Source organism: Brachybacterium hainanense (assembly GCF_042434575.1).
In the GTDB taxonomy this organism is placed as follows: Bacteria; Actinomycetota; Actinomycetes; order Actinomycetales; family Dermabacteraceae; genus Brachybacterium; species Brachybacterium hainanense.
In genome coordinates, this window is record NZ_JBHLSV010000001.1 from 246,525 (window position 1) to 267,142 (window position 20,618).

Here is a 20,618-nt window from a genome sequence, read left to right on the forward strand (position 1 = left end):
ACCAGCACCTCTTCCATCGATGTAAAGACGCTCTTGCACGTCTGCTTTACAACGATGTAAGGTCGCCGCGAACCCCTCGGCACGACAGCGGACCGCGCCGCGAGCCGTCCCGGGCCCCGTGGAGGGCCGGGGCGGCGCGCACACGGGCCCGCGGCGCGCCGCCCCATCGGACGAAGGAGTCCCGCATGTCCCCCGCACCCCGCATCGTCTCCCGCAGAGCCCTGCTGGGCGGAACCGCCGCCCTGACGACCGCCGGAGGCGCCGCGATGCTGTCCCCGGCAGCCCTCGCCGGCCCCCCGGGCACGGGCCGCGGCGGAGCACCCGCGCTGCCGGTGCCCGTCTTCGCCGAGGTCTCCGTCCATGATCCGTCCGTGATCCGCGCCGACGGCCGGTTCTACGTCTTCGGCTCTCATCTGGCCGCGGCGGCGTCCCCGGACCGCGAACGCTGGGAGAGCGTCGCCGACCTCGTCACCCCGGAGAACCCCCTGTTCGAGGACGTGACCGTCGAGCTCGCCGAGGCCTTCGCATGGGCGAACACCTCCACGCTCTGGGCACCGGACATCCACGAGACGCCCGACGGCCGCTTCCGCATGTACTACTGCGCCTGCGAGGGATCCTCGCCCCGATCGGCGCTCGGCTCCGCGATCGCCGACGACATCGGGGGCCCGTACCGGGACGAGGGCATCTTCCTGCGCTCGGGGATGTGGGGCGAGGCCGGCGAGGACGGCAGCATCTACGACCCCACCATCCACCCCAACGTCGTGGACCCGCAGGCCTTCGTCGACCAGGACGGTCGCACGCAGCTCGTGTACGGCTCCTACTCCGGGGGGATCTTCCTGCTCGAGGTCGACCCGGGGACCGGGCGGCCCCTGCCCGGACAGGGCTACGGCACGCATCTGATCGGCGGGAACCACTCCCGCATCGAGGCGCCGTACATCCTGTTCAGCAGGCGGACCGGCTACTACTACCTGTGGGTGACCTTCGGAGGGCTGGACTCCTTCGGCGGCTACAACGTCCGTGTGGGCCGCTCCCGGGACGTGGCCGGACCGTACCTGGACCCGATGGGCCAGGACCTGCGCGACTGCAGGGCGGATCCGTCGCTGCCGCTGTTCGACGATGCCTCGATCGAGCCCTACGGACTGAAGCTGATGGGCAATCACGAGTTCGTGACGGCCGGCGAGGACGGCGCAGAGGTGCGCGGGCCCGGCTACGTCTCCCCCGGGCACGTCTCCGCCTGGGCGGACCCCCGGTCCGATGAGGCGTTCCTGTTCTTCCACTCCCGATTCCCGCGCCGCGGCGAGTTCCACCAGGTGCGCGTGCACCGCATCCACTACTCGGCCGATTCCTGGCCGGTCCTCTCCCCTCACCGCTACGGCGGCGAGCCCGCCGCCGGCGCGAAGGCCGTGCGCCTGAAGCGTGCCGATGCGGTGGGCAGGTGGCGGCTGATCGACCACGGCCGGGCGATCAGCGCCGACGTCGTCACCTCGACCGAGCTGGTCCTCGCGCAGGACGGCACGGTGGCCGGCTCGCACACGGGCACGTGGCGGCTCGAGGCGGGGCATCGGGCGGTGCTCGAGCTGGAGGGCGTCCGCTTCACCGGCGTGTTCACGGCCGGCTGGGACGAGGTCGCCGCGGCCTGGACCTGGACGTTCACGGCTGCCGGCCCGGACGGCCGCGCCCTGTGGGGGTCGAAGGCGGTCTGAGCCGACGGGCACGTCGCTCGCCTCCGCGCCGCCCTCGCGAGTGACTCGACAGTGCCGCATCCCCACCTGGGGATGCGGCACTTTCCGCGCGCCACGCCGAGCTCGCGACCATCGCGCTCGCCGAGCAGGGGGAGACGGTGCGCCTCCACGGCGGCGAGGCGGACCATATCCCCCGGTCGATGCCCCGCTCGGTCAGGAACGGCGGGCCGAGAGGGCGACGGGCACGACGCAGAGCACCGTCGGCGGACGGACCGGGGGCTCCGGTGCGCCCGCCGACGGTGCGGGACGGCAGACAGGGCGAGGCGGGGACGAGCTCCCGCCCGGGATCTCAGGTGCCGGCGATGCCGGTCGTGGAGATGCCCTTGATGATCTGCCGCTGGAAGAACAGGAACACGATGATCAGCGGCAGCGCCGCGAGCATGGCCTGGGCCATGTTCTGCGCGTACTGGATGCCGTAGGCGCTGATCACGGTCTGCAGGCCCGTCGGCAGGGTCATGAGGTCCGCGTCGTTGATGACGATGAAGGGCCACAGGAAGTTGTTCCACGCGCCGATGAACACGAAGATCGCCACCGCCCCGAGGATCGGCCGCGACAGCGGCAGCACGATCGCCCAGAAGATCCGCAGACGGCTCGCGCCGTCCATGAGCGCGGCCTCCTCGAGCTCGAAGGGGATCTGGTCGAAGAACTTCATGAGGATGAAGACCATCGGCGCCGCCACCACCTGCGGGAGGATGATCCCCCAGTACGTGTCCACCAGGTTCAGCGACAGCATGAGCTGGAACAGCGGCACGATGAGGATCTGCCCGGGGATCATGATCGAGGCGATGATCAGGGAGATGATCGCCTTCCGCCCGGTGAAGCGCATGCGGGAGAGGGCGTAGCCGGCCAGCGCCGAGATCGCGACCGTGATGAGCGTGATCATGACGGAGGTGTAGAGGCTGTTCCAGGCCCAGCGCGGCACGCTGCTCGCGCTGAGGGTGGAGATGTAAGCATCCAGGGTGAAGCCGCTCTTCGGGAAGATGGTCACCGGCATGGCGGCGGCCTCGGCCTCGGGCTTGAAGGACGTCAGCGCCGCCCACACGACCGGGATCAGCCAGGTCACCGCGAGGATCAGCAGGATCACGAAGGCGACGATCCGGCCGGGGGTCGGCTTCCTCCGGGGGCGGCGGGGCAGGGTCGTCGCCGCGGGGGCGACGACGTCGAGGGTGGGGGTCGCTGCGCTCATGCCTTCACGCTCCGTCGGGCGCCGATCACCATGTAGACGATCGAGATGATGATGATGAGGAAGAAGAAGATGTAGGAGATCGCCGAGGCGTAGCCCAGCCGGTAGCCGGTGAAGCCGACCTCGTAGATGTACAGCAGCACGGGGCGGGTGGTGCCGCCGGGGCCGCCGCCGGTCATCTGGTAGATCTGGTCGAAGATCTTCAGCGAGGCGAGGATCTGCAGCACCAGCACGAGGACCGTGGTCGGCGCCAGCTGCGGCAGGGTGATCGAGCGGAACTTCCGCCAGGCGCCCGCACCGTCGAGGGACGCGGCCTCGTACAGGGTCTCCGGGATGTTCTGCAGCGCCGCGAGGTACAGCAGGAAGTTGAAGCCGATGGTCCACCACACGGTCATGATGACCACGGCGATCATGGCGGTGTTCGGATCCTGCAGCCAGGTGGGTCCGGTGATCCCGAACCAGCCCAGGAACGTGTTGATGAGACCCAGCTGCGGGTTGTACATCCAGTTCCAGAACTTCGAGGCGACGGTCGAGGCCATGAGGAAGGGCATGAAGAAGGCCAGGCGCCAGAACCACTGCCCGGGCAGGCCGATGTTCACGAGCACCGCGAGCACCAGGGCGATCACGACGAGCGGGATCGAGGACAGCACCGTGAACCAGACGGTGTTGCCCAGCGACGTCCACACGTTCGCGTCGCCGAGCGCCTCGACCCAGTTGTCGAGGCCGACGAAGCCGGTGTTGGTGCCGGCGAGGCTGGTGCCGGTGAAGCTCATCCAGAACCCGTAGAGGGTGGGCCAGATGAGGAAGAGCCCGAAGGCGATGAGGAAGGGCGCGCAGTAGAGCCAGCCGCGCAGGTTGTCGGCGCGGCGACGGGCGCGGCGGCCCTCGCGGACAGGGGTGGTGGTCGGCGCCGGGGCGGCGCGGCGGCCGCTCGGGGCGGCGAGACCGTCAGCTGTGGTCATCGGTCGTCTCCTTCGACGGGATCACATCGGGCTCGGCTTGCCGAGCAGGTCGTTGATGCGGGCGACGAAGGCGTTCCAGCCCTCGAGGGGTTCGACCCGGCGAGCCCACACGTTCTGCATGTCATTGCCGAAGTAGGTGTGGAAGTCGCTGCCGGACCCGGTGAACCAGGCCGGCGGATCGTAGACGAGGTGGTCGATCGCGTCGGCGTAGTGCGACTGCGGGAGCAGGTCGTCGTAGCCGGGATCCTCGAGGATCGGCGCGTAGGCGGGGATGTGCCCCGCGCCGGCCCAGGTGAGCGAGTTCTTCAGGAGGTAGGCGACCATCTGGTGCACGCCGCGGCGGCGCGCCTCGTCGGGTGCGGACTGGTGCGGCAGCACGAAGGAGTGCGAGTCCGCGTAGGCGGCGGGCTTTCCGAGCACGCCGGGGATGACCTGCATGTCGAAGGGGACGCCCTGCGCCTTGTAGTTGCCGAGCTCCCAGACGCCGCCGTAGAAGGCGCCGCTGCCGCCGGTGGCGAACTCGGAGATCGCCGTGCCGCCGTCGTGCGCGGTGTTCCCGACCTCGCCGTCGATGAGCGAGAGGATGTACTCGATCGTCTGGACGACGAGCTCCTCCTGGTACTGCATGGTCCCGCCCACGGGCAGCTCGATGGTGCCGCCTGCCTGCGTGTAGTACGTGCAGAACATGCGCCACTGGTTGGATCCGTCGCCCAGGTAGCCCCAGGAGAGCCCGTGGCCGCTGGGGGCCTGCGCTCCCAGGGCGAGGAGCTGCTCGCGGTACTCCTCGACGCTCGAGACGGGCAGCAGCAGGCCGTCGGTGCCGAGCTGACCTGCGGCGTCCGCGATCTCCGTGTTGTAGTACATGACGAAGGGGTGGGAGTCCAGGGCGATGTCCAGGAGCTTCCCGTCGACGACCATCTTCTCCCAGATGCGCTCGGGGAAGTCCGACTGGACGACGCCGAACTCGCCCAGCAGGTCGAGGTCCCATTCGTCGAGGAGACCGCCGGGGGCGTAGCCGGGCACGCGGGCGGCGTGCATGACGGCGACGTCGGGGGCGCGGCCGCCGGCGGAGGCCATGGCCAGCTTGGTGTAGTAGGGGGCGCCCCAGCCGAGGACGGTCTGGGTCACGCGCGAGGCGCCGTCCTCGGCCATGTAGCCGTCCAGCAGCTGGCCCATGGTGACGCCGTCCGGGCCGGACAGCAGGTGCCAGAAGGCGATGTCGTCGCTGGCGCGGGCGCTGGCGCCGGAGCAGCCGGCGAGAGCGCCCAGGGCGCCGAGGGCGCCCGCGCCCTTGAGCAGGCTCCGGCGTCCGAAGCCGCCGCGCGCGGTGAGGGTGTGCGGTGGCCTGGCGCTGGAGCCAGGTGAACCATGGAGCATCCTGTCCACCTCTTCGTGGAGGGGGAGCCGGGCGACGGACGGACATGTCCGCGGCTCGGGATCCCGGTGGTGGGTCGTGTCGTGACCGCAATTTACATCGTTGTACCTGGGTCGTCAACGGTGCCCGCCGCCCCGAAGAGGAAAACATGGCGCTCGCGATGTGAACGTTGACATGATCAGTGCGGGCCTGTCAGAGTGGAGCTCGGTCGCTCACGTCGACCGCGTCCGCACCGTCGCCGGATCCGCCAGGAGGCCCCGTTGAGCACCCCCGCAGCCCCGCAGCCCGCCGCATCCGCCGCCCCGGATCCGGCCCGGTTCATCACCGCGGGCCGTGCCCACCTCGGGATCGAGCTGGGCTCGACGCGCATCAAGGCCGCCCTCGTCGACGACGCCGGCACCGTGCTGGCCAGCGGCTCCCACGCCTGGGAGAACCAGCTCGAGGACGGCTCCTGGACCTACGCGCTCGCGGACGTCGAGGAGGGCCTACGCTCCTGCGTCGCGGACCTCGCCCGCGACGTGCAGGATCGGCACGGCGCGCCCCTCGAGCAGATCGCGAGCCTGGGCGTCTCCGCCATGATGCACGGCTACCTCGCCTTCGACGCCGACGGCGAGCTCCTCACCCCCTTCCGCACCTGGCGCAACACCTACACGGGGGAGGCCGCCGCCCTGCTCAGCAAGACCCTCGGCCAGAACATCCCGCTGCGCTGGAGCGTCGCCCACCTGCTGCACGCCGTGCTGGGCGGCGAGGAGCACGTGGCCCGCATCGCCCACGTCACGACCCTCGCCGGCTACGTCCACGAGCGCCTCACCGGCCGCCGCGTCCTCGGCGTCGGCGATGCCTCCGGCATGTTCCCGATCGGCCCCTCGGGGGACGCCTTCGATCCGGAGCTGCTCACCCGCTTCGACGCCCTCGACGCCGTCCGGGACCTGCCCTGGCAGATCGCGGACGTCCTCCCGGAGATCCTCGTCGCCGGGCAGGACGCCGGGACCCTCACCGCCGCCGGCGCCGCCCTGCTCGACCCGAGCGGCACCCTGCGACCGGGCGCGATCACCGCCCCGCCGGAGGGCGACGCGGGCACCGGCATGGTCGCCACGAACGCGATCGCCCCGCGCACCGGCAACGTCAGCGCCGGCACGAGCGCCTTCGCCATGGTGGTCCTCGAACGCCCTCTGTCCGGGCCGCGGGTGGAGATCGACATGGTCACCACGCCCGCCGGCGACCCCGTCGCCATGATCCACACCAACAACTGCGCCGGCGACCTCGACGCCTGGCTGGGCCTGTTCGCGTCCTTCGCCGAGCGCACCGGGAGCGCCCTGGCCGCGGACGAGCTGTACGCGGCGCTCTTCGCCGCCGGGAGCGAGGGCGAGGCCGACGCCGGCGGGATCCTCAGCTACAACTACATCTCCGGGGAGCACCAGACCCACGTGGAGTCCGGGCGCCCGCTGCTGGTGCGCGAGCAGGGGGCCCGCTTCACCCTCGAGAACTTCATGCGAGCCCAGCTCTACGGCGCTTTCGGCGCGCTCGCCGTCGGCATGCAGGTGCTCCTCGTGGACGAGGGCGTCGAGCTCGAGACCATGTTCGCCCACGGCGGGATCTTCCGCACCGAGGGCGTCGCCCAGCAGGTCCTCGCCGATGCGATCGACACGCCCGTCGCCGTCGGCGCCTCCGCCGGCGAGGGCGGCGCCTGGGGCATGGCGCTGCTCGCCGCGCACACCGCGCAGGTCGCGGCCCGGGCCGAGGCCGGCGCGCCCGCCCCGACGCTCGCCGCCTTCCTGGCCGAGCAGGTCTTCGCGGGAGCGGAGCAGTCGGTGCGCTCCCCCGCCCCCGCCGGCGTCGCCGGCTACGCCCGCTGGCTCGAGGGCTACCGGGCCGGTCTGCCCGTCGAGCGCCTCGCCGGCGAATCCCTGTCCTGACCCGTCCGAGAACCCGAACCATCGCAGGAGCTTCCATGACCCTCGTCCTCGCCGACCTCCCCGCCGACGTCCAGGAGGCCGTCTCCGCGACCCGCGAGCGCGTCGCCGCCCTGCACGCGGAGCTCCCGCGTAACGGCCTCGTCATCTGGACCGCGGGCAACGTGTCCGAGCGCGTGCCTGCCGCCGTGACCGACGCGGCGGGCCTGCCCGGCCTGCTCGCGATCAAGCCCTCCGGCGTGTCCTACGACGACCTCTCGCCCGAGACCATGGTCGTGTGCACGCTCGACGGGACCAAGATCGAGGACGGCACGCCCGCCTCCCTGCAGCCGAGCTCGGACACCGCCGCCCACGCCTACGTGTACTCCCACATGGAGCAGGTCGGCGGCGTCGTGCACACCCATTCGACGTACGCGACCGCCTGGGCCGCACGCGGCGAGGAGATCCCCTGCGTGCTGACGATGATGGGCGACGAGTTCGGCGGCCCCATCCCCGTGGGACCCTTCGCGATCATCGGCGACGACTCGATCGGCAAGGGCATCGTCGAGACGCTGCACACCTCCCGCTCGCGCGCGGTGCTCATGCAGAACCACGGCCCCTTCACCATCGGCAAGGACGCGCGGGACGCCGTCAAGGCCGCGGTGATGTGCGAGGAGGTGGCCCGCACGGTCCACGTCTCGCGCCAGCTCGGGGAGCCGCTGCCGATCGCGCAGGAGCTCATCGACTCCCTCTTCGACCGCTACCAGAACGTCTACGGCCAGCCCGCCGCAGGCGCCGCCGACGACGCCCAGGAGGCCTGAGACCATGCACAACCCCTTCGAGACCCGCGAGATCTGGTTCCTCACCGGGAGCCAGGGCCTGTACGGACCCGAGACGCTCGAGCAGGTCGCCGAGCAGTCCCGCACCATCGCCGAGACCCTCGACGCCGCTTCCGACATCCCCGTGAAGATCCTCTGGAAGCCGGTCCTCACCGACCGCGACGCGATCCGCGAGGTGGCGCTCGCCGCGAACGCCGACCCGGCCTGCGTCGGCGTCATCGCGTGGATGCACACCTTCTCCCCCGCGAAGATGTGGATCCTGGGCCTGGATGCCCTGCAGACCCCGCTGCTGCACCTGCACACCCAGGCGGGCGTCGAGCTGCCCTGGGACACCATCGACATGGACTTCATGAACCTCAACCAGGCCGCCCACGGCGACCGCGAGTTCGGGTACATCGCCTCCCGCCTCGGCGTCGCCCGCAAGACCGTGGTCGGCCACGCGAGCCACCCGCACGTGCAGGAGAAGATCGGCCGATGGGCCCGCGCCGCGACCGGCTGGGCGGAGATGCACCAGCTGAAGCTGGCTCGCTTCGGCGACAACATGCGGGGCGTCGCCGTCACCGAGGGCGATAAGACCGAGGCCGAGCTGCGCCTGGGCGTCTCCGTGAACACCTGGGGCGTGAACGACCTGGTGGAGGTCGTCGACTCCATCGACGACGCCGCGATCGACGCCCTCGTCGCCGAGTACGAGGAGACCTACGAGGTCGTCCCCGAGCTGCGCAAGGGCGGGGAGCGCCACGAGTCCCTGCGCTACGGCGCCCGCCAGGAGCTGGGCCTGCGCGCCTTCCTCGAGGAGGGCGGCTTCGGCGCGTTCACCACGAACTTCGAGGACCTCGGCGGGCTGAAGCAGCTGCCGGGCCTCGCGGTCCAGCGCCTCATGGCCGACGGCTACGGCTTCGGCGCCGAGGGCGACTGGAAGACCGCCATCCTGGTGCGCGCCGCGGCCGTGATGGGCTACGGCCTGCCCGGCGGCGCCTCCCTCATGGAGGACTACACCTACGACATGACCCCGGGCGGCGAGAAGATCCTCGGCGCCCACATGCTCGAGGTCTCCCCCTCGCTCACCACGCGGAAGCCGAGCCTGGAGATCCACCCGCTGGGCATCGGCGACCGCGAGGACCCGGTGCGCCTGAAGTTCACCACCGACCCCGGCCCTGCCGTCGTCGTGGCGCTCTCGGACATGCGCGAGCGCTTCCGCCTGGTCGCCAACGTCGTCGACGTCGTCGAACCCGATGCGGACCTGCCGAACCTGCCCGTGGCCTGCGCCGTCTGGGAGCCCCGTCCCGACTTCGCGACCTCCGCCGAGTGCTGGCTGACCGCCGGCGCGGCCCACCACACCGTGATGACCACGGCGCTGGGCCTGGAGGTCTTCGAGGATCTCGCGGAGATCGCCGGGATCGAGCTCGCCGTCATCGACGAGCACACCACCGTGCGCAGCTTCGCCCAGGACCTGCGCACCAACCAGGTCTTCTACCGCCTGGCCCAGGGGTTCTGAGATGTCCGCGTCCGATGCCCGCCCGGGCCTGAGCTGGTCCGGGACCGTCGACTACGGCCCCGGCCCCCTGCACACTCCGCGCACCGTCGAGGAGCTGCAGCAGGTCGTGGCCCGCGCGGAGCGGATCCGTGCGCTGGGCACCCGGCACTCGTTCTCGCGCGTGGCGGCATCGGACGCGGACCTCGTGTCCCTGGCGGGGCTGCCCGAGGAGATCGAGGTCGATACGGCGGCGCGCACCGTGCGCGTGGCCGCCGGCGTCCGCTACGGCACCCTCGCCCTGGAGCTCGCCCGGCACGGCCTGGCGCTGGCCAACACCGGCTCGCTCCCCCATATCTCGGTCGCGGGGGCCAGCGCCACGGGCACGCACGGCTCCGGGGACCGCAACCAGGCCCTCGCCGCCTCGGTCCGTCGCGTCGAGCTGGTCACCGCTTCCGGCGACCTGCTGACCCTGGACCGCAGGGTCGACGCGGACGTGTTCGGCGGGGCCGTGCTCGCCCTCGGCGCGCTGGGCGTGGCGACCCACCTGACCTTCGACCTTGTCCCCGCCTTCGACGTGCGCCAGCGCGTGTACCTCGAGCTGCCGGCGGAGGAGTTCGGCGGAGCCGGGCTGGACGCGGTGCTCGCGAGCGCCTACAGCGTGAGCGTGTTCCATCACTGGGACGGGACGGGCGCGCAGATCTGGGTCAAGCAGGCGGTGCTCGAGGGGGACCCCGGCGTCGTCGCCGGCTACCCCGCCGTGCTCGCCGAGGCCCAGTCCGGACATGCCGTCGCGGCGGAGCCCGCGGGGGCCGTCGGCATCGGCCGTCCCGATCACGCCCTGCCGGTCGACGCGGACGCCCCGTTCCCGGGGACCTGGCACGGCGCGCGTCTCGCGGCAGGAGCGGTCCACCCCCTTCCCGGCCTGCCCGGGGACTTCTGCACCGACCAGACGGGGACGCCCGGGCCCTCGCACGAGCGCCTGCCGCACTTCCGCCTCGAGTTCACCCCGTCGAGCGGCGAGGAGATCCAGAGCGAGTACTACGTCCCCCGCGCACAGATCGCCGACGCGCTCGCCGCCGTGATGCCGCTGGGCGAGCGGATCCGCCCGCTGCTGCACGCCTCCGAGGTGCGCACGGTCGCGGCCGATGATCTGTGGCTCTCCCCCGCCCACGATCGCGACAGCGCCCTGGTCCATTTCACGTGGAAGCAGCGGCCCGCCGAGGTCGAGGCGCTCCTGCCCGAGGTCGAGGCGGCGCTCGCGCCGTTCTCGCCGCGGCCGCACTGGGGCAAGGTGTTCACCATGCCGACCGAGGAGGTCCGCGCCCACTACCCGCGCCTGGCGGATTTCCGGTCCCTCGCCGAGCGCCTGGATCCGGGCCGGAAGTTCCGCAACGAGTACGTGGAGACGTACCTGTTCTGAGTCTGTTCCGAGCCGTGCCGCCGCGGCCTGCACAGCACCGGAACCGGAGACTTCCGGAGCCCCACAGCAGGAAAGCGCCATCTTCTCCGCGCCGCGGCCCGGGCCTGCTACGGTGTGGAGCCGCCCCGAACCGGCGGGCCCCGCGGCGTCGCGGGAGGACCGCCTGCCGCGAGGAGCCGCGCCATGCCGATCCCCCTGTCCCACGTCGCGCAGGAGTTCACGGCCTATCGGACGTCCTGGGGCACCGATCACCACCTCATGCCGCTCCTGCGGGGGCTCGCGACGACAGGCGAGGTGACCGACCGCCGGAACCTCGCCGGTCACGTGACCTGCAGCGCCGTCGTGATCCACGAGGACGGCGGGTCCGTCCTGCGGATCCACCACACCGTCCATCAGCGGTACCTGTTCCCCGGCGGTCACGTCGATCCGGAGGACTCCTCGCTCGAGGCCGCCGCGCTGCGGGAGCTCGCGGAGGAAGCGGACGTCCGCGCCGATCAGGTCGAGCCGCTGCCCGGCCCCTTCCGCGTCCTCCACATCGACGCCCATGACATCCCGGAACGTCCCGACCGGGACGAGCCCGCGCACGTCCACGTCGACCTGCGGTTCGGTTTCCGGGCACGCGGCCCGCTCCACCTCATCCCCCAGGAGGCGGAGGTCTCCGACCCGGTGTGGACGCCGCTCGCCGACCTCACAGGGATCGTCGGGGAGCGGCTGCGGGCGCTGTAGGCCGCGGCCGAGCCCGGCCATCCGCATCGGTCCCCACCTCGCCGAACCCCTACCCGCCGAAGCCGGGCCTCTCGCGCAGCCGCCGCAGCGCGAAGACGAGGGCCCAGTCCTGGTCGTTGGCGAGCGGATCGTCCAGGGCGGCTCGTTCCCCGTTGCAGAACATCGGGAACAGGTGCGCGGCGGTCGCCGTGCCGTCGTCGTGGATGAGCGGGAGCACGGCACGCAGCGCTGCGTCGGCCCGCCGCTCGAGGGCCTCGTCCCCGTCGGCGCGCACCGCGAGCGCGAGGACGTTGCCGGTCAGCCCGCTCCAGTAGTGCGGGAGCGTGTCGCCGTAGAGCTTGCGCTTGCCGAACCAGTACCCGTCCCAGTGACGGATCGCGACCTCGTGGAGGTGATGGTCGCTCTGGACGCCCTGGAACTGGTCCAGGACGTGCAGGTGCGCGCGTGCCGCCGCGAGCAGGATCGGATCGCCGCTCAGCAGATGCGCCTGCAGCAGGATGTCCGCGGCGGGCGCGACGATCGACTGCTCGAAGACGACCTCGATCGCCGGGTACCCGGTGCCGCGCTCGGCGAGCCGCCGCGCGTGGGCGAGGAAGAGATTCCGCAGCCGGTCCCGGTCCTGCGGAAGTCCGGCCGCGTCGAGGGCGGCGACCAGCTCGAGGACGGGAAGCTGGATCGGATAGAACTCGCCTCCGCCGTCGGCGTAGAAGCGTTCGATGATGCGGGCGGCGAGCTCGACATCGGCCGCGTCGTGGTCCAGCTCCCACAGCGAGAGGAAGAAGCGCGCGAACCACGGCGCGTTGTACAGCCGGGTGCCCGGTCGGTCCTGTCCGGCGTCGTCGAAGACGTGCCCCTGCACGACGTCGACGAGCTCGCGGCGCACGTAGGCGGCATACCGGTCGAGCGCACCGCGCAGGCGTCGGGGCAGATCCGCGTCCCGCACCTCCACGATCCCGTCGCGGAGAGCGCGCAGCTGCTCGGCCAGCAGGATCCCCATGCCCACGCGCTCCCGGCCGCCGTTGAAGTCGCCTGCCCGGTCATAGAAGATCCGCCGGTCCTCGGTGTCGTAGGCGAGCAGCGCCCCGCGCAGCGGCTCCCACGGACCGTCGTACTGCTGGTGCTCGACGAGGAAGGCGGTGCGGCGCTCGAGCAGGACGGCCAGCGGCTCCTTCACCAGCAGCCGGGTGCGGGCGGTGTGCGCACCGACGCGGACGGTGACCGTGCGCTCGCCGGGGGCATCGGCCGCCAGGACCGCGCGGATCCGGCGGCGTCCCGGCGAGAGCGGCTCCGCCTCGCCGAGGATCCGCGCGCCCTCGATGCTGATGCTCCCGGGGGCGGAGGTCTCGACCTCGAGGTGGGCCTCCTCCCCCGGGAAGAGCACGTGCCGGTCCCACCGGGTATGCACGAAAGGGGCCCGGTCCAGGGCCTGGGAGAAGAAGTCCTCGGGTCCGCCGCAGGGGAAGATGCTCCAGCCGATGTGGACGGCCTGACCGGGGGCGAGCTCGAGCGGTCCCGGGTGCAGCAGGAACAGGCCGCGGTCGTTGCTGGAGCGCGCGGTGTCGCGCTCGATGCTGTAGGCGGCGAGCTCCCCCTCGGTCAGGACGAGCCCGAGGTGCGGGCCGTCGCCGCCCATCCGGCGGGCGAGGACGTAGCTCGAGGTCCCGGCGGTGGAGAGGTGGACGTGGCAGCGGCTGGTCAGGCACAGGGCCGGGTCGTCGTACAGGTCCCGCAGCGGCAGGGTGATCGCGAGCTCGCCGGTGGGCACCATGACGGGCCGGTCGGTGGGGTTGGCGATCGTGCAGCGGGTGCGGGTCTCGTCGCCGACCTGCTGGGTCATGACCTCCGCGTGCAGCAGCGGGGGCCGGGACTCGGCGTGCACGGGGGCGGGGAGGCGGACCTGCGCGTAGGGATGGTCCGGGCGGAGCCAGGACATCTCGTGAGGGTCGTCGGGGAAGATGATCTGCACCGATGCGTCCTGGACTGCTCCGTCGGAAGTCATGCGGAGGATCGTGCCAGCCTGCGTCGGCCGGGACAAGCGGGGAGCGCATCGTCCAGCACGTGAACGGCGGCGCTGCCGGGTCGGGCGTCCGGGACAGGTCGTCTCCGCGGAGCGGGGCGGCCGCGGAGCGTTGTGCTGCGGTTCGCACGGGGGCGAGGTGGGTCCAGCCGGTCGGGCCGCCGCTTCCTCGCCGTTCTCCAGGTCGATCGTGGGTTCCCGTTCCGTTCTGCCCTGAGAGGTGGAACGGGAACCCACGATCGGCGGTCGTCATCCGGAGCCGGGCGCCCGCACCGGAGCGGATGCGCCTCTCGTTCAGCGAGCGAGCAGGTCCTCGGCGGTGATGCCCGGGAGGGACACGGTCACCTGCGTCCCCCAGGGGTCGTGGGCGACCAGGGACCGACCGGAGTCGGCGAAGGCGAGGCCGCGTCCGCGCAGGCGGGCGGCGAGGGCGTCGAGGTCCTCCCGGCCCGGGACGGTGATCGCGACGTCGGCGAGCCCCAGGGAGGCGGCGCGAGGTCCGGCGCCGGCGCTGTTCCACGTGTTCATGGCGATGTGATGGTGGTAGCCGCCCGCGGAGGCGAAGAGCGCACGGGGATGGATTCCCGCGGTGGCCTCGAAGCCGAGCGCGTCGAGGTAGAACTCCCGCGCCCGCTGCACGTCCCCGACCTGCAGGTGGACGTGGCCGACGATGCCGGCGAGGTCGCCGGGACGTTCGAGGGCCTCCTCGGTGAGGTGCTCGTCGATGAACGCCTGCGGATCCAGATGCAGGGTGTCCATCTGGACCTGGCCGTCCTTCCAGGTCCAGTCCTCTCGGGGCCGGTCGCGGTACAGCTCGATGCCGTTGCCCTCGGGGTCGGTGAAGTAGAAGGCCTCGGAGACGAGGTGGTCCGCGCTGCCGACGAATCGGGAGCGCTCATGCCGGGCGGCGCGCACCAGGGTGCCGGCGAGCGCGGCACGGTCCTCGACGAGGAAGGCGGTGTGGAACAGGCCGGCCTGACGGGGGTCGACGCCGGGAAGGCCCGGGGTCGAGACGAGGCGCACGAAGGGGACGGCGCCGCGGCCCAGCACCCGGTGCACCTCGGCGCCGCGGGAGCGCTCCTCGACGGGCTCGAGGGCGAGGGCGCGCGTGTAGTAGTCCGTCATAATCTCGAGATCGCCCACGCGCAGGGTGACGGCGTCCATGCCGGTGCTCGTGGAGAGGACGCGCCCGTCGAGGATGGGATCCCTGCTCTCGAGGGCCATGGGCGCTCCTTCCGGTAACGGCGGCGCATCGGGAGCGCCGCGCTGATGCCCCAGCATACGCCCATATGGTTGAAGTTTCTATGATATCGGAGGTGCCGCCGGATGGCCTCTCGCACCAGGCGGCACGAGATGATGTCCTCGTCCGCCTCCCGTGACCGATGCCCTCGACCCGCATCAGAGGAGCCGATCCATGCCTCCGACCTCCGACCCCGCGTCCCGCGATCGCCTGCGCTCCCTGTTGGGCATGGACCGCTTCGTCCCCTCGGTGCCGGCCGCGCTCGCTCCGACTGTCGGGGCCCTCTCCTCGGCGACCGCACCGCCGCAGCTCACGAGAATCCTCACCGCGGACGGCCGGGGAATCCCCGCCTACCTGCTGCGCGCGGATCCGGCGGTGGCGACGGGCGCCGGAGTCGTACTGATCGCCGGGCACGGGCGCGGCATCGACGACCTGGTGAGGACCGATCCGGCCGACGGGTACCACGGGGCTCTCGCGCATCGGCTGGTCGCGGCCGGGCTCACGGTGCTGTGCCCGGAGATGGAGTCCTTCGGCCGACGCCGCTCCCCCGCGGCGCCGGCCTCCCGGCCGTATGCGCCCGGCGACAGCTCCTGTCGCATCGACGCACCCCGGCATCTGCTCACGGGCACGACGCTGCTGGGGCGGCGAGTAGCCGATGCCGCCGCGGCGGCCGACGCCCTGCGCCGCCTCCCCGATGTGGATCCGGCACGGGTCGCCATCGCAGGCGGCTCCGGCGGCGGGGCGGTCGCGCTCCTGCTGGCAGCCCTGGACGAGGAGATCTCGGCCGCCCTGGTCGCGACGTACTTCTGCACCTTCGAGGCGAGCGTCCTCGCCCTCCCGCACTGCCCGTGCACCATCGTGCCCGGACTGCTGGATCCCGCGGACGGGCCCGCGCTCGAGATGGCGGACATCGGCCGGCTGATCGCACCCCGCCCGCTGATCCTCGAGGCCGGGCGGAAGGATCCGATCTTCCCGATCTCCGCGACACGGGCGGAGTTCGCACGGCTCCTCTCCGCCTGGCACGAGCCGGGCGGGCCGGGCCCGCGGCTCGTGGTCACCGACGAGGGCCACCGGTTCGTAGCCGCGGATTCCCTTCGCCTCTTCGCCGCCGCGCTCGCCCCCTCCGCCTGACGCGGCTCCTGTCAGCTCCGGGCCTGCGGTGCGCGCTGCCGCGGAGACGGCATCCCGTTCCCGTCTGGTCCGCCTCCCCGCGACAGGAGAGCGGACGACCGGCTCAGCCGCGGCCGGCGACGCGCAGGAGCACCTCGGCGTCGTAGTCCTGCGAGGCCTTCATCCCGCCGCGGTACCAGGTGAGGATCTGCCGGGACGGATCGCCCGGGATCGCGATGGGCCGGAAGTTGTCGACCTCGGAGCGCTCGGTGACCGGCGTCCAGGTCCAGCTCTCGCCGCCGTCGGCCGTGCGGCCGTGGAAGATCTCGTGCCGGTCCAGCGCCCGGCCATCCCGCGGGTCCGTGACCGCGGACAGCCACAGCGCGTCCGGGTCATCGGGATCGATCGATGCCAGGCCCGTGTAGTCCTCCTCATGCGGCATGAGCTGGGGACCGGCGTCGGCGAGCTCGCGCACCTCCCACTTGTCCTCTCCTGGGCGCAGGACGCCGCGGAAGAAGCGGTGCGCGATCGGCTCGAACTCGTCGGCGGGCGCGTCCCAGGCCGGGCGGGCCGTCCCGGTGCCGACCGCATCGTCGGCACGGGCGGTGAGGATGGCGACCAGGGTGCCGTCGGGGAAGCGGCGCAGATCCGTGGTCCAGGCATGCGTCATGACACTGCCGCCCCAGGTCGAGCCGCTCGCGAAGACGCGGGTGAGGTCCTCGGCGCGCGGGGTCGGGTCCTCGAGCCCGCGGCCGAGCGCCGAGACGACCGTGCCATCGGCCCGATGCAGCGACCCACCGGCGAGGTAGCCGTGCCAGATCGAGTTCGCGAAGTCGCGCGGATGATGCTCGGTGATGATCACGTCGATGCGGTCGTCAGGGCCCTGGCCGAAGCCGCCGAAGCGGGCGCCGGAGGCGTAGCGGGCGTAGCCGTTGACGTAGCCGATCTTCTCGCGGTGCAGCAGTCGCCCGCCGAACTGCCAGGTGGAGCCCTCGTCCCGGGAGACCAGGTAGCAGGGGTCGTCGTTGATCGCGCGGACGAAGCAGTACAGGACGCCGTCCAGCTGATGCAGGTTCTGGTAGGTGACGCCGCGCCCGCCGCCGGCGGCCTCGGCCGCCTCGCGGGACCCGAAGAGGTCGCCCACCCAGTCGAAGGACTGCTCGGGTCCCCAGGTGGTCGGGTCGCCGGGCTCGCTGATGCGCCAGCGGGTCAGCTCGTCGGTCTTGTGCCGGGAGTAGACGGCGAGGAAGCGGCCGTCGCTGCGCAGCCACAGCGCCGGGTCGTCGTGGTCATCGGACTCGAGGCCTGCGTGGAGGACGACGGTCTGCGCCGCACCGGATCCGAGGTCGACGACGTGCAGGTCGATATCCCCGCCGCGCCGGTCCCCGTCCTTCCCGCCGCGGGAGGCGACCGCTCCGATCAGAGCCCGGTTCCCGGCGGTGTCGATGATCGCGCGCTCGTCCTGGAACCAGCACCAGGCGCCGTTGTCGGTGACGGAGTGGATCTGCGCGTCGGCGACGGAGAAGGGGTCGCCTCCCTGCGATGTGCTCATGCCCCTAGCCTGCCACGGATGGAAAGCGGTTCCCAGCATGCGCCGCATCGTGGCTGCGACGTCGGCGCCGAACGCCATGCCCCGCCGCGATACCCTGCCCGGGACCGCCGCAGGGCGGACGGGAGGAGCAGGCCGATGGCACAGCGGGTCACGATGGCGGCCGTCGCGCGACTGGCCGGGGTCTCCCCGATGACGGTCTCGAACGTCCTGCGCGGCAAGGAGAGCGTCGCCCCCGAGCTGCGGGATCGCGTCGAGGCCGCGGTCGCGCAGACGGGGTACCGGCTGAACCGGACGGCGCGGACGCTGCGCTCGGGCCGCAGCGGGGTGATCGGCCTGCTCGCACCGGGCGCGACCTCGCCGTTCTCCTACTACGGCATGCTGGGCGGGCTCATCGCCCAGGAGGCGAGGACGCACGGCCTGACCCTCGTGATCGAGTCTCCGGAACCGGGGTTGGAGGCGGAGGTGGCGGCGGTCGAGAGGGCGCGGGCGCTCGAGTACGACGGCATGATCATCACTCCGCTCGCGCTGGGACCGGAGGACGCGCCGCGGCTGCCGCGGGACTTCCCGCTGGTGGTGCTGGGCGAGCGTCCGGCGCCGCGGGGCACGGCGCACATCTCGTTGCCGAACCACGCCGGGGCCTTCGAGGCGACGACGCATCTGCTGGAACGAGGGGCGCGATCGATCGCCCTGGTCAGCGGCGCCCCCTCCGCAGAGGAGGACGTGCTGACCCGGCGGGCGGACGGATACCGGGATGCGCTGACGGCCTGGGGCCGGGGCGCCGGCTCCCCGATGCTGATCGAGGTCGCGGAGCTCACCGCGCAGGCGGGACGGGAGGCGGCGCGCGCCTCGGTCGCCCGGGGCGAGCGGCCCGATGCCTATCTCGGCATCACGGACGGGGTGCTGCTGGGGGTGCTGCGGGGACTCGCCGACGCCGGGCTGGGCGTGCCGTCCGATGCGCTCGCGATCGGTTTCGACGGCATCCCGGAAGGCGAGTTCTCGATCCCGTCCCTGTCCACGATCTGCCCGGACCATGCGTGGATCGCGCGTCGCGCGGTGGAGCTGCTGCGCGAGCGGATGGACGCCGATGACCCCGCGGAGCTGGGGGGCCTCGAGCTGACGGCCCCGCACCGGCTGGTCGCGCGCGAGTCGACACGACGCTGAACGGGCAGCAGGCGAGCGGTACGGCGTCCCGCCGCAGGCCAGGCCGGTCGACGTCGGTTCGACGCGACGGCGAGCCGACGGATTCGCAGGAGTTCTCGCCGCGACCTTGACCCTGGCCGTGTATCGATACATCCTTGACGGGTGCATCGTGACGGAATCCGTGGCCCGGCTGTGCCCGGTCCGGTTCCCGTCCCCCTCCCGACCGCTCCCGAAGGAGACGCCCCATGACCGCGAACCGTCGCCGGTCCCTCTCGACCGCCCTCACCTCGGTCCTGTCCTCCCCTGCCGCGCAGGCCGCCGACGCATCGGCCCCGGCTCCCGCCGCCGTTCCCGCGCAGCCCGCCGGCCCCGCCCACGTGACCGTCGACCTCGACCAGGCGGGCGACACGATCAGCCGCCACGTGTACGGCCACTTCGCCGAGCACCTGGGGCGCTGCATCTACGGCGGCTTCTTCGTCGGCGAGGACTCGGAGATCCCGAACACCCGCGGCATCCGCGACGATGTCGTCGACGCCCTGCGCGCCCTGCACATCCCGAACCTGCGCTGGCCGGGCGGCTGCTTCGCCGACGAGTATCACTGGAAGGACGGCATCGGCCCGCGCGAGCAGCGCCCCCGCATGGTGAACTCGCATTGGGGCGACGTCGTGGAAGACAACTCCTTCGGCACCCACGAGTTCATGGACCTCGTCGAGCTGCTGGGCACCGAGGCGTACGTGAACGGCAACGTCGGCTCCGGCACCGTGCAGGAGATGTCGGAGTGGATCGAGTACCTGACCCGCGCAGACGACTCGCCGATGGCCGCGCTGCGCCGCGCCAACGGCCGCGACGAGCCGTGGAGGATCCCCTTCTTCGGCATCGGCAACGAGACCTGGGGCTGCGGCGGCAACATGACCGCGGAGGCGTACGTCGACGTGGCCCGCCAGTACTCGACCTTCGTGCGCGACCACGCCGGGAACAAGGTCACCCGTATCGCCGCCGGCTCGCACGACGGCAACCTGCACTGGACCGACGTGCTCATGCGCACCTTCGGCACCCAGCTGGACCAGGGGCCGGACGGGAACCCGGGCCCCTTCCAGGCGATCTCCCTGCACTACTACACGATGACCGGGCCGTGGGAGGACAAGGGCTCGGCCACCGAGTTCAGCGAGGACGAGTGGTACACGGCCCTCTCGCGCGCCTCCCATATCGACGAGCTCCTGGCCCGGCACTCGACCGTCATGGACCGCTATGACCCGTACCGCAAGGTGGGCCTGGTCCTGGACGAGTGGGGCACCTGGTGGAACGTCGAGCCCGGCACCAACCCCGGCTTCCTGTACCAGCAGAACACGCTGCGCGACGCGCTCGTGGCGAGCATCCACTTCGACGCTTTCCATCGCCATGCGGGCCGCCTGCTCATGGCGAACATCGCCCAGACCGTGAACGTGCTGCAGGCCATGATCCTCACCGACCCGGAGTCGGGGGCGCTCGTGCTGACCCCGACCTACCACGTGTTCGCGATGAACGCCGGCCACCACGACGCGGCCGCCCTGCCGGTGCACGTGGCCCTGCCGGAGGAGGCGCCGACCGTCGACGGCTGCGCCCTGCCGCTGGTCTCCGCGAGCGCCTCGACGAAGGACGGCGCGGCGCTCGTGTCGCTGTCGAACCTCCACGCGACCGAGGCCCGCACCGTGGTCCTGGACCTGCGCGGCGCCGAGGTCGCCGGCTTCTCCGGGACGGTGCTGGCCGCGGAGTCCACGAGCGCGCACAACACGCCCGAGCAGCCGGACGCCGTCGCCCCGCGCGAGCTCACCGCGATCCGCCCGCATGCGCGCGGCCTCGAGGTCGACCTGCCCGCCGCCTCCTACGCCACGATCAGCCTCGAGCTGGGCTGAGACAGACGGCCGATGGGCCCGGCCGGGGATGTCCCCGGCCGGGCCCGTGTCGTG

General features: G+C 72.1%; 15 protein-coding genes. 9 read left to right on the forward strand and 6 right to left on the reverse strand.

The window, feature by feature from the left end; translation table 11 throughout:
• The first annotated feature begins 185 nt into the window (after positions 1 to 185).
• Entirely contained in the window at positions 186 to 1,703 is a 1,518-nt protein-coding gene (locus ACFFF6_RS01180; protein WP_376977435.1) for a glycoside hydrolase family 43 protein, read from the forward strand.
• Between the two features lie 328 nt (positions 1,704 to 2,031).
• Here ACFFF6_RS01180 and ACFFF6_RS01185 read toward each other — a convergent pair whose 3' ends face one another.
• The 3 genes from ACFFF6_RS01185 to ACFFF6_RS01195 are packed head-to-tail and all read right to left on the reverse strand — an operon-like array spanning position 2,032 to position 5,264.
• Positions 2,032 to 2,928, reverse strand: coding sequence for a carbohydrate ABC transporter permease (locus ACFFF6_RS01185; RefSeq protein WP_376977437.1), 897 nt, complete (start codon positions 2,926 to 2,928; stop codon positions 2,032 to 2,034).
• Entirely contained in the window at positions 2,925 to 3,887 is a 963-nt protein-coding gene (locus tag ACFFF6_RS01190) for a carbohydrate ABC transporter permease (RefSeq protein ID WP_376977439.1), read from the reverse strand. Before ACFFF6_RS01190 ends, ACFFF6_RS01185 begins: the two co-directional genes overlap by 4 nt.
• Positions 3,888 to 3,908: 21 nt before the next feature.
• Entirely contained in the window at positions 3,909 to 5,264 is a 1,356-nt protein-coding gene (locus ACFFF6_RS01195; RefSeq protein WP_376977441.1) for an extracellular solute-binding protein, read from the reverse strand.
• Positions 5,265 to 5,522: 258 nt separating this feature from the next.
• Here ACFFF6_RS01195 and ACFFF6_RS01200 point away from each other — a divergent pair, with 258 nt between their 5' ends.
• The 5 genes from ACFFF6_RS01200 to ACFFF6_RS01220 all read left to right on the forward strand — a co-directional run bounded on the left by ACFFF6_RS01200 (position 5,523) and on the right by ACFFF6_RS01220 (position 11,613).
• Positions 5,523 to 7,178 (forward strand): xylulokinase, encoded by a 1,656-nt coding sequence (locus ACFFF6_RS01200; RefSeq protein WP_376977443.1) that lies wholly within the window; start codon positions 5,523 to 5,525, stop codon positions 7,176 to 7,178.
• A 35-nt stretch (positions 7,179 to 7,213) separates the two neighbouring features.
• Positions 7,214 to 7,975: an L-ribulose-5-phosphate 4-epimerase gene (locus ACFFF6_RS01205; protein ID WP_376977445.1), complete on the forward strand. Its 762-nt coding sequence runs from the start codon at positions 7,214 to 7,216 to the stop codon at positions 7,973 to 7,975.
• Positions 7,976 to 7,979: 4 nt separating this feature from the next.
• The gene (gene araA / locus ACFFF6_RS01210; protein ID WP_376977447.1) at positions 7,980 to 9,488 is read left to right on the forward strand and encodes an L-arabinose isomerase; all 1,509 of its coding nucleotides are present in this window, start codon (positions 7,980 to 7,982) and stop codon (positions 9,486 to 9,488) included.
• A gap of 1 nt (position 9,489) precedes the next feature.
• A complete protein-coding gene (locus ACFFF6_RS01215) occupies positions 9,490 to 10,887 on the forward strand; it encodes a D-arabinono-1,4-lactone oxidase (protein WP_376977449.1) in 1,398 nt (465 codons plus the stop codon).
• A 183-nt stretch (positions 10,888 to 11,070) separates the two neighbouring features.
• Entirely contained in the window at positions 11,071 to 11,613 is a 543-nt protein-coding gene (locus tag ACFFF6_RS01220; RefSeq protein ID WP_376977451.1) for an NUDIX hydrolase, read from the forward strand.
• 49 nt (positions 11,614 to 11,662) lie between these two features.
• Here the strand turns inward: ACFFF6_RS01220 and ACFFF6_RS01225 are convergent, their stop codons facing one another.
• Positions 11,663 to 13,612: a hypothetical protein gene (locus ACFFF6_RS01225; RefSeq protein ID WP_376977453.1), complete on the reverse strand. Its 1,950-nt coding sequence runs from the start codon at positions 13,610 to 13,612 to the stop codon at positions 11,663 to 11,665.
• A 312-nt stretch (positions 13,613 to 13,924) separates the two neighbouring features.
• Positions 13,925 to 14,854, reverse strand: a complete 930-nt coding sequence (locus ACFFF6_RS01230; protein ID WP_376977455.1) for a VOC family protein — start codon at positions 14,852 to 14,854, stop codon at positions 13,925 to 13,927.
• 190 nt (positions 14,855 to 15,044) lie between these two features.
• On the opposite strand from ACFFF6_RS01230, the gene ACFFF6_RS01235 reads away from it, so the two are divergent.
• The gene (locus tag ACFFF6_RS01235) at positions 15,045 to 16,001 is read left to right on the forward strand and encodes an acetylxylan esterase (RefSeq protein WP_376977457.1); all 957 of its coding nucleotides are present in this window, start codon (positions 15,045 to 15,047) and stop codon (positions 15,999 to 16,001) included.
• Positions 16,002 to 16,104: 103 nt separating this feature from the next.
• Here ACFFF6_RS01235 and ACFFF6_RS01240 read toward each other — a convergent pair whose 3' ends face one another.
• Positions 16,105 to 17,532 (reverse strand): hypothetical protein, encoded by a 1,428-nt coding sequence (locus tag ACFFF6_RS01240; protein ID WP_376977458.1) that lies wholly within the window; start codon positions 17,530 to 17,532, stop codon positions 16,105 to 16,107.
• Between the two features lie 135 nt (positions 17,533 to 17,667).
• Here ACFFF6_RS01240 and ACFFF6_RS01245 point away from each other — a divergent pair, with 135 nt between their 5' ends.
• A complete protein-coding gene (locus ACFFF6_RS01245; protein ID WP_376977460.1) occupies positions 17,668 to 18,693 on the forward strand; it encodes a LacI family DNA-binding transcriptional regulator in 1,026 nt (341 codons plus the stop codon).
• Between the two features lie 224 nt (positions 18,694 to 18,917).
• A complete protein-coding gene (locus ACFFF6_RS01250) occupies positions 18,918 to 20,564 on the forward strand; it encodes an alpha-N-arabinofuranosidase (RefSeq protein ID WP_376977462.1) in 1,647 nt (548 codons plus the stop codon).
• The last annotated feature ends 54 nt before the right edge of the window (positions 20,565 to 20,618 follow it).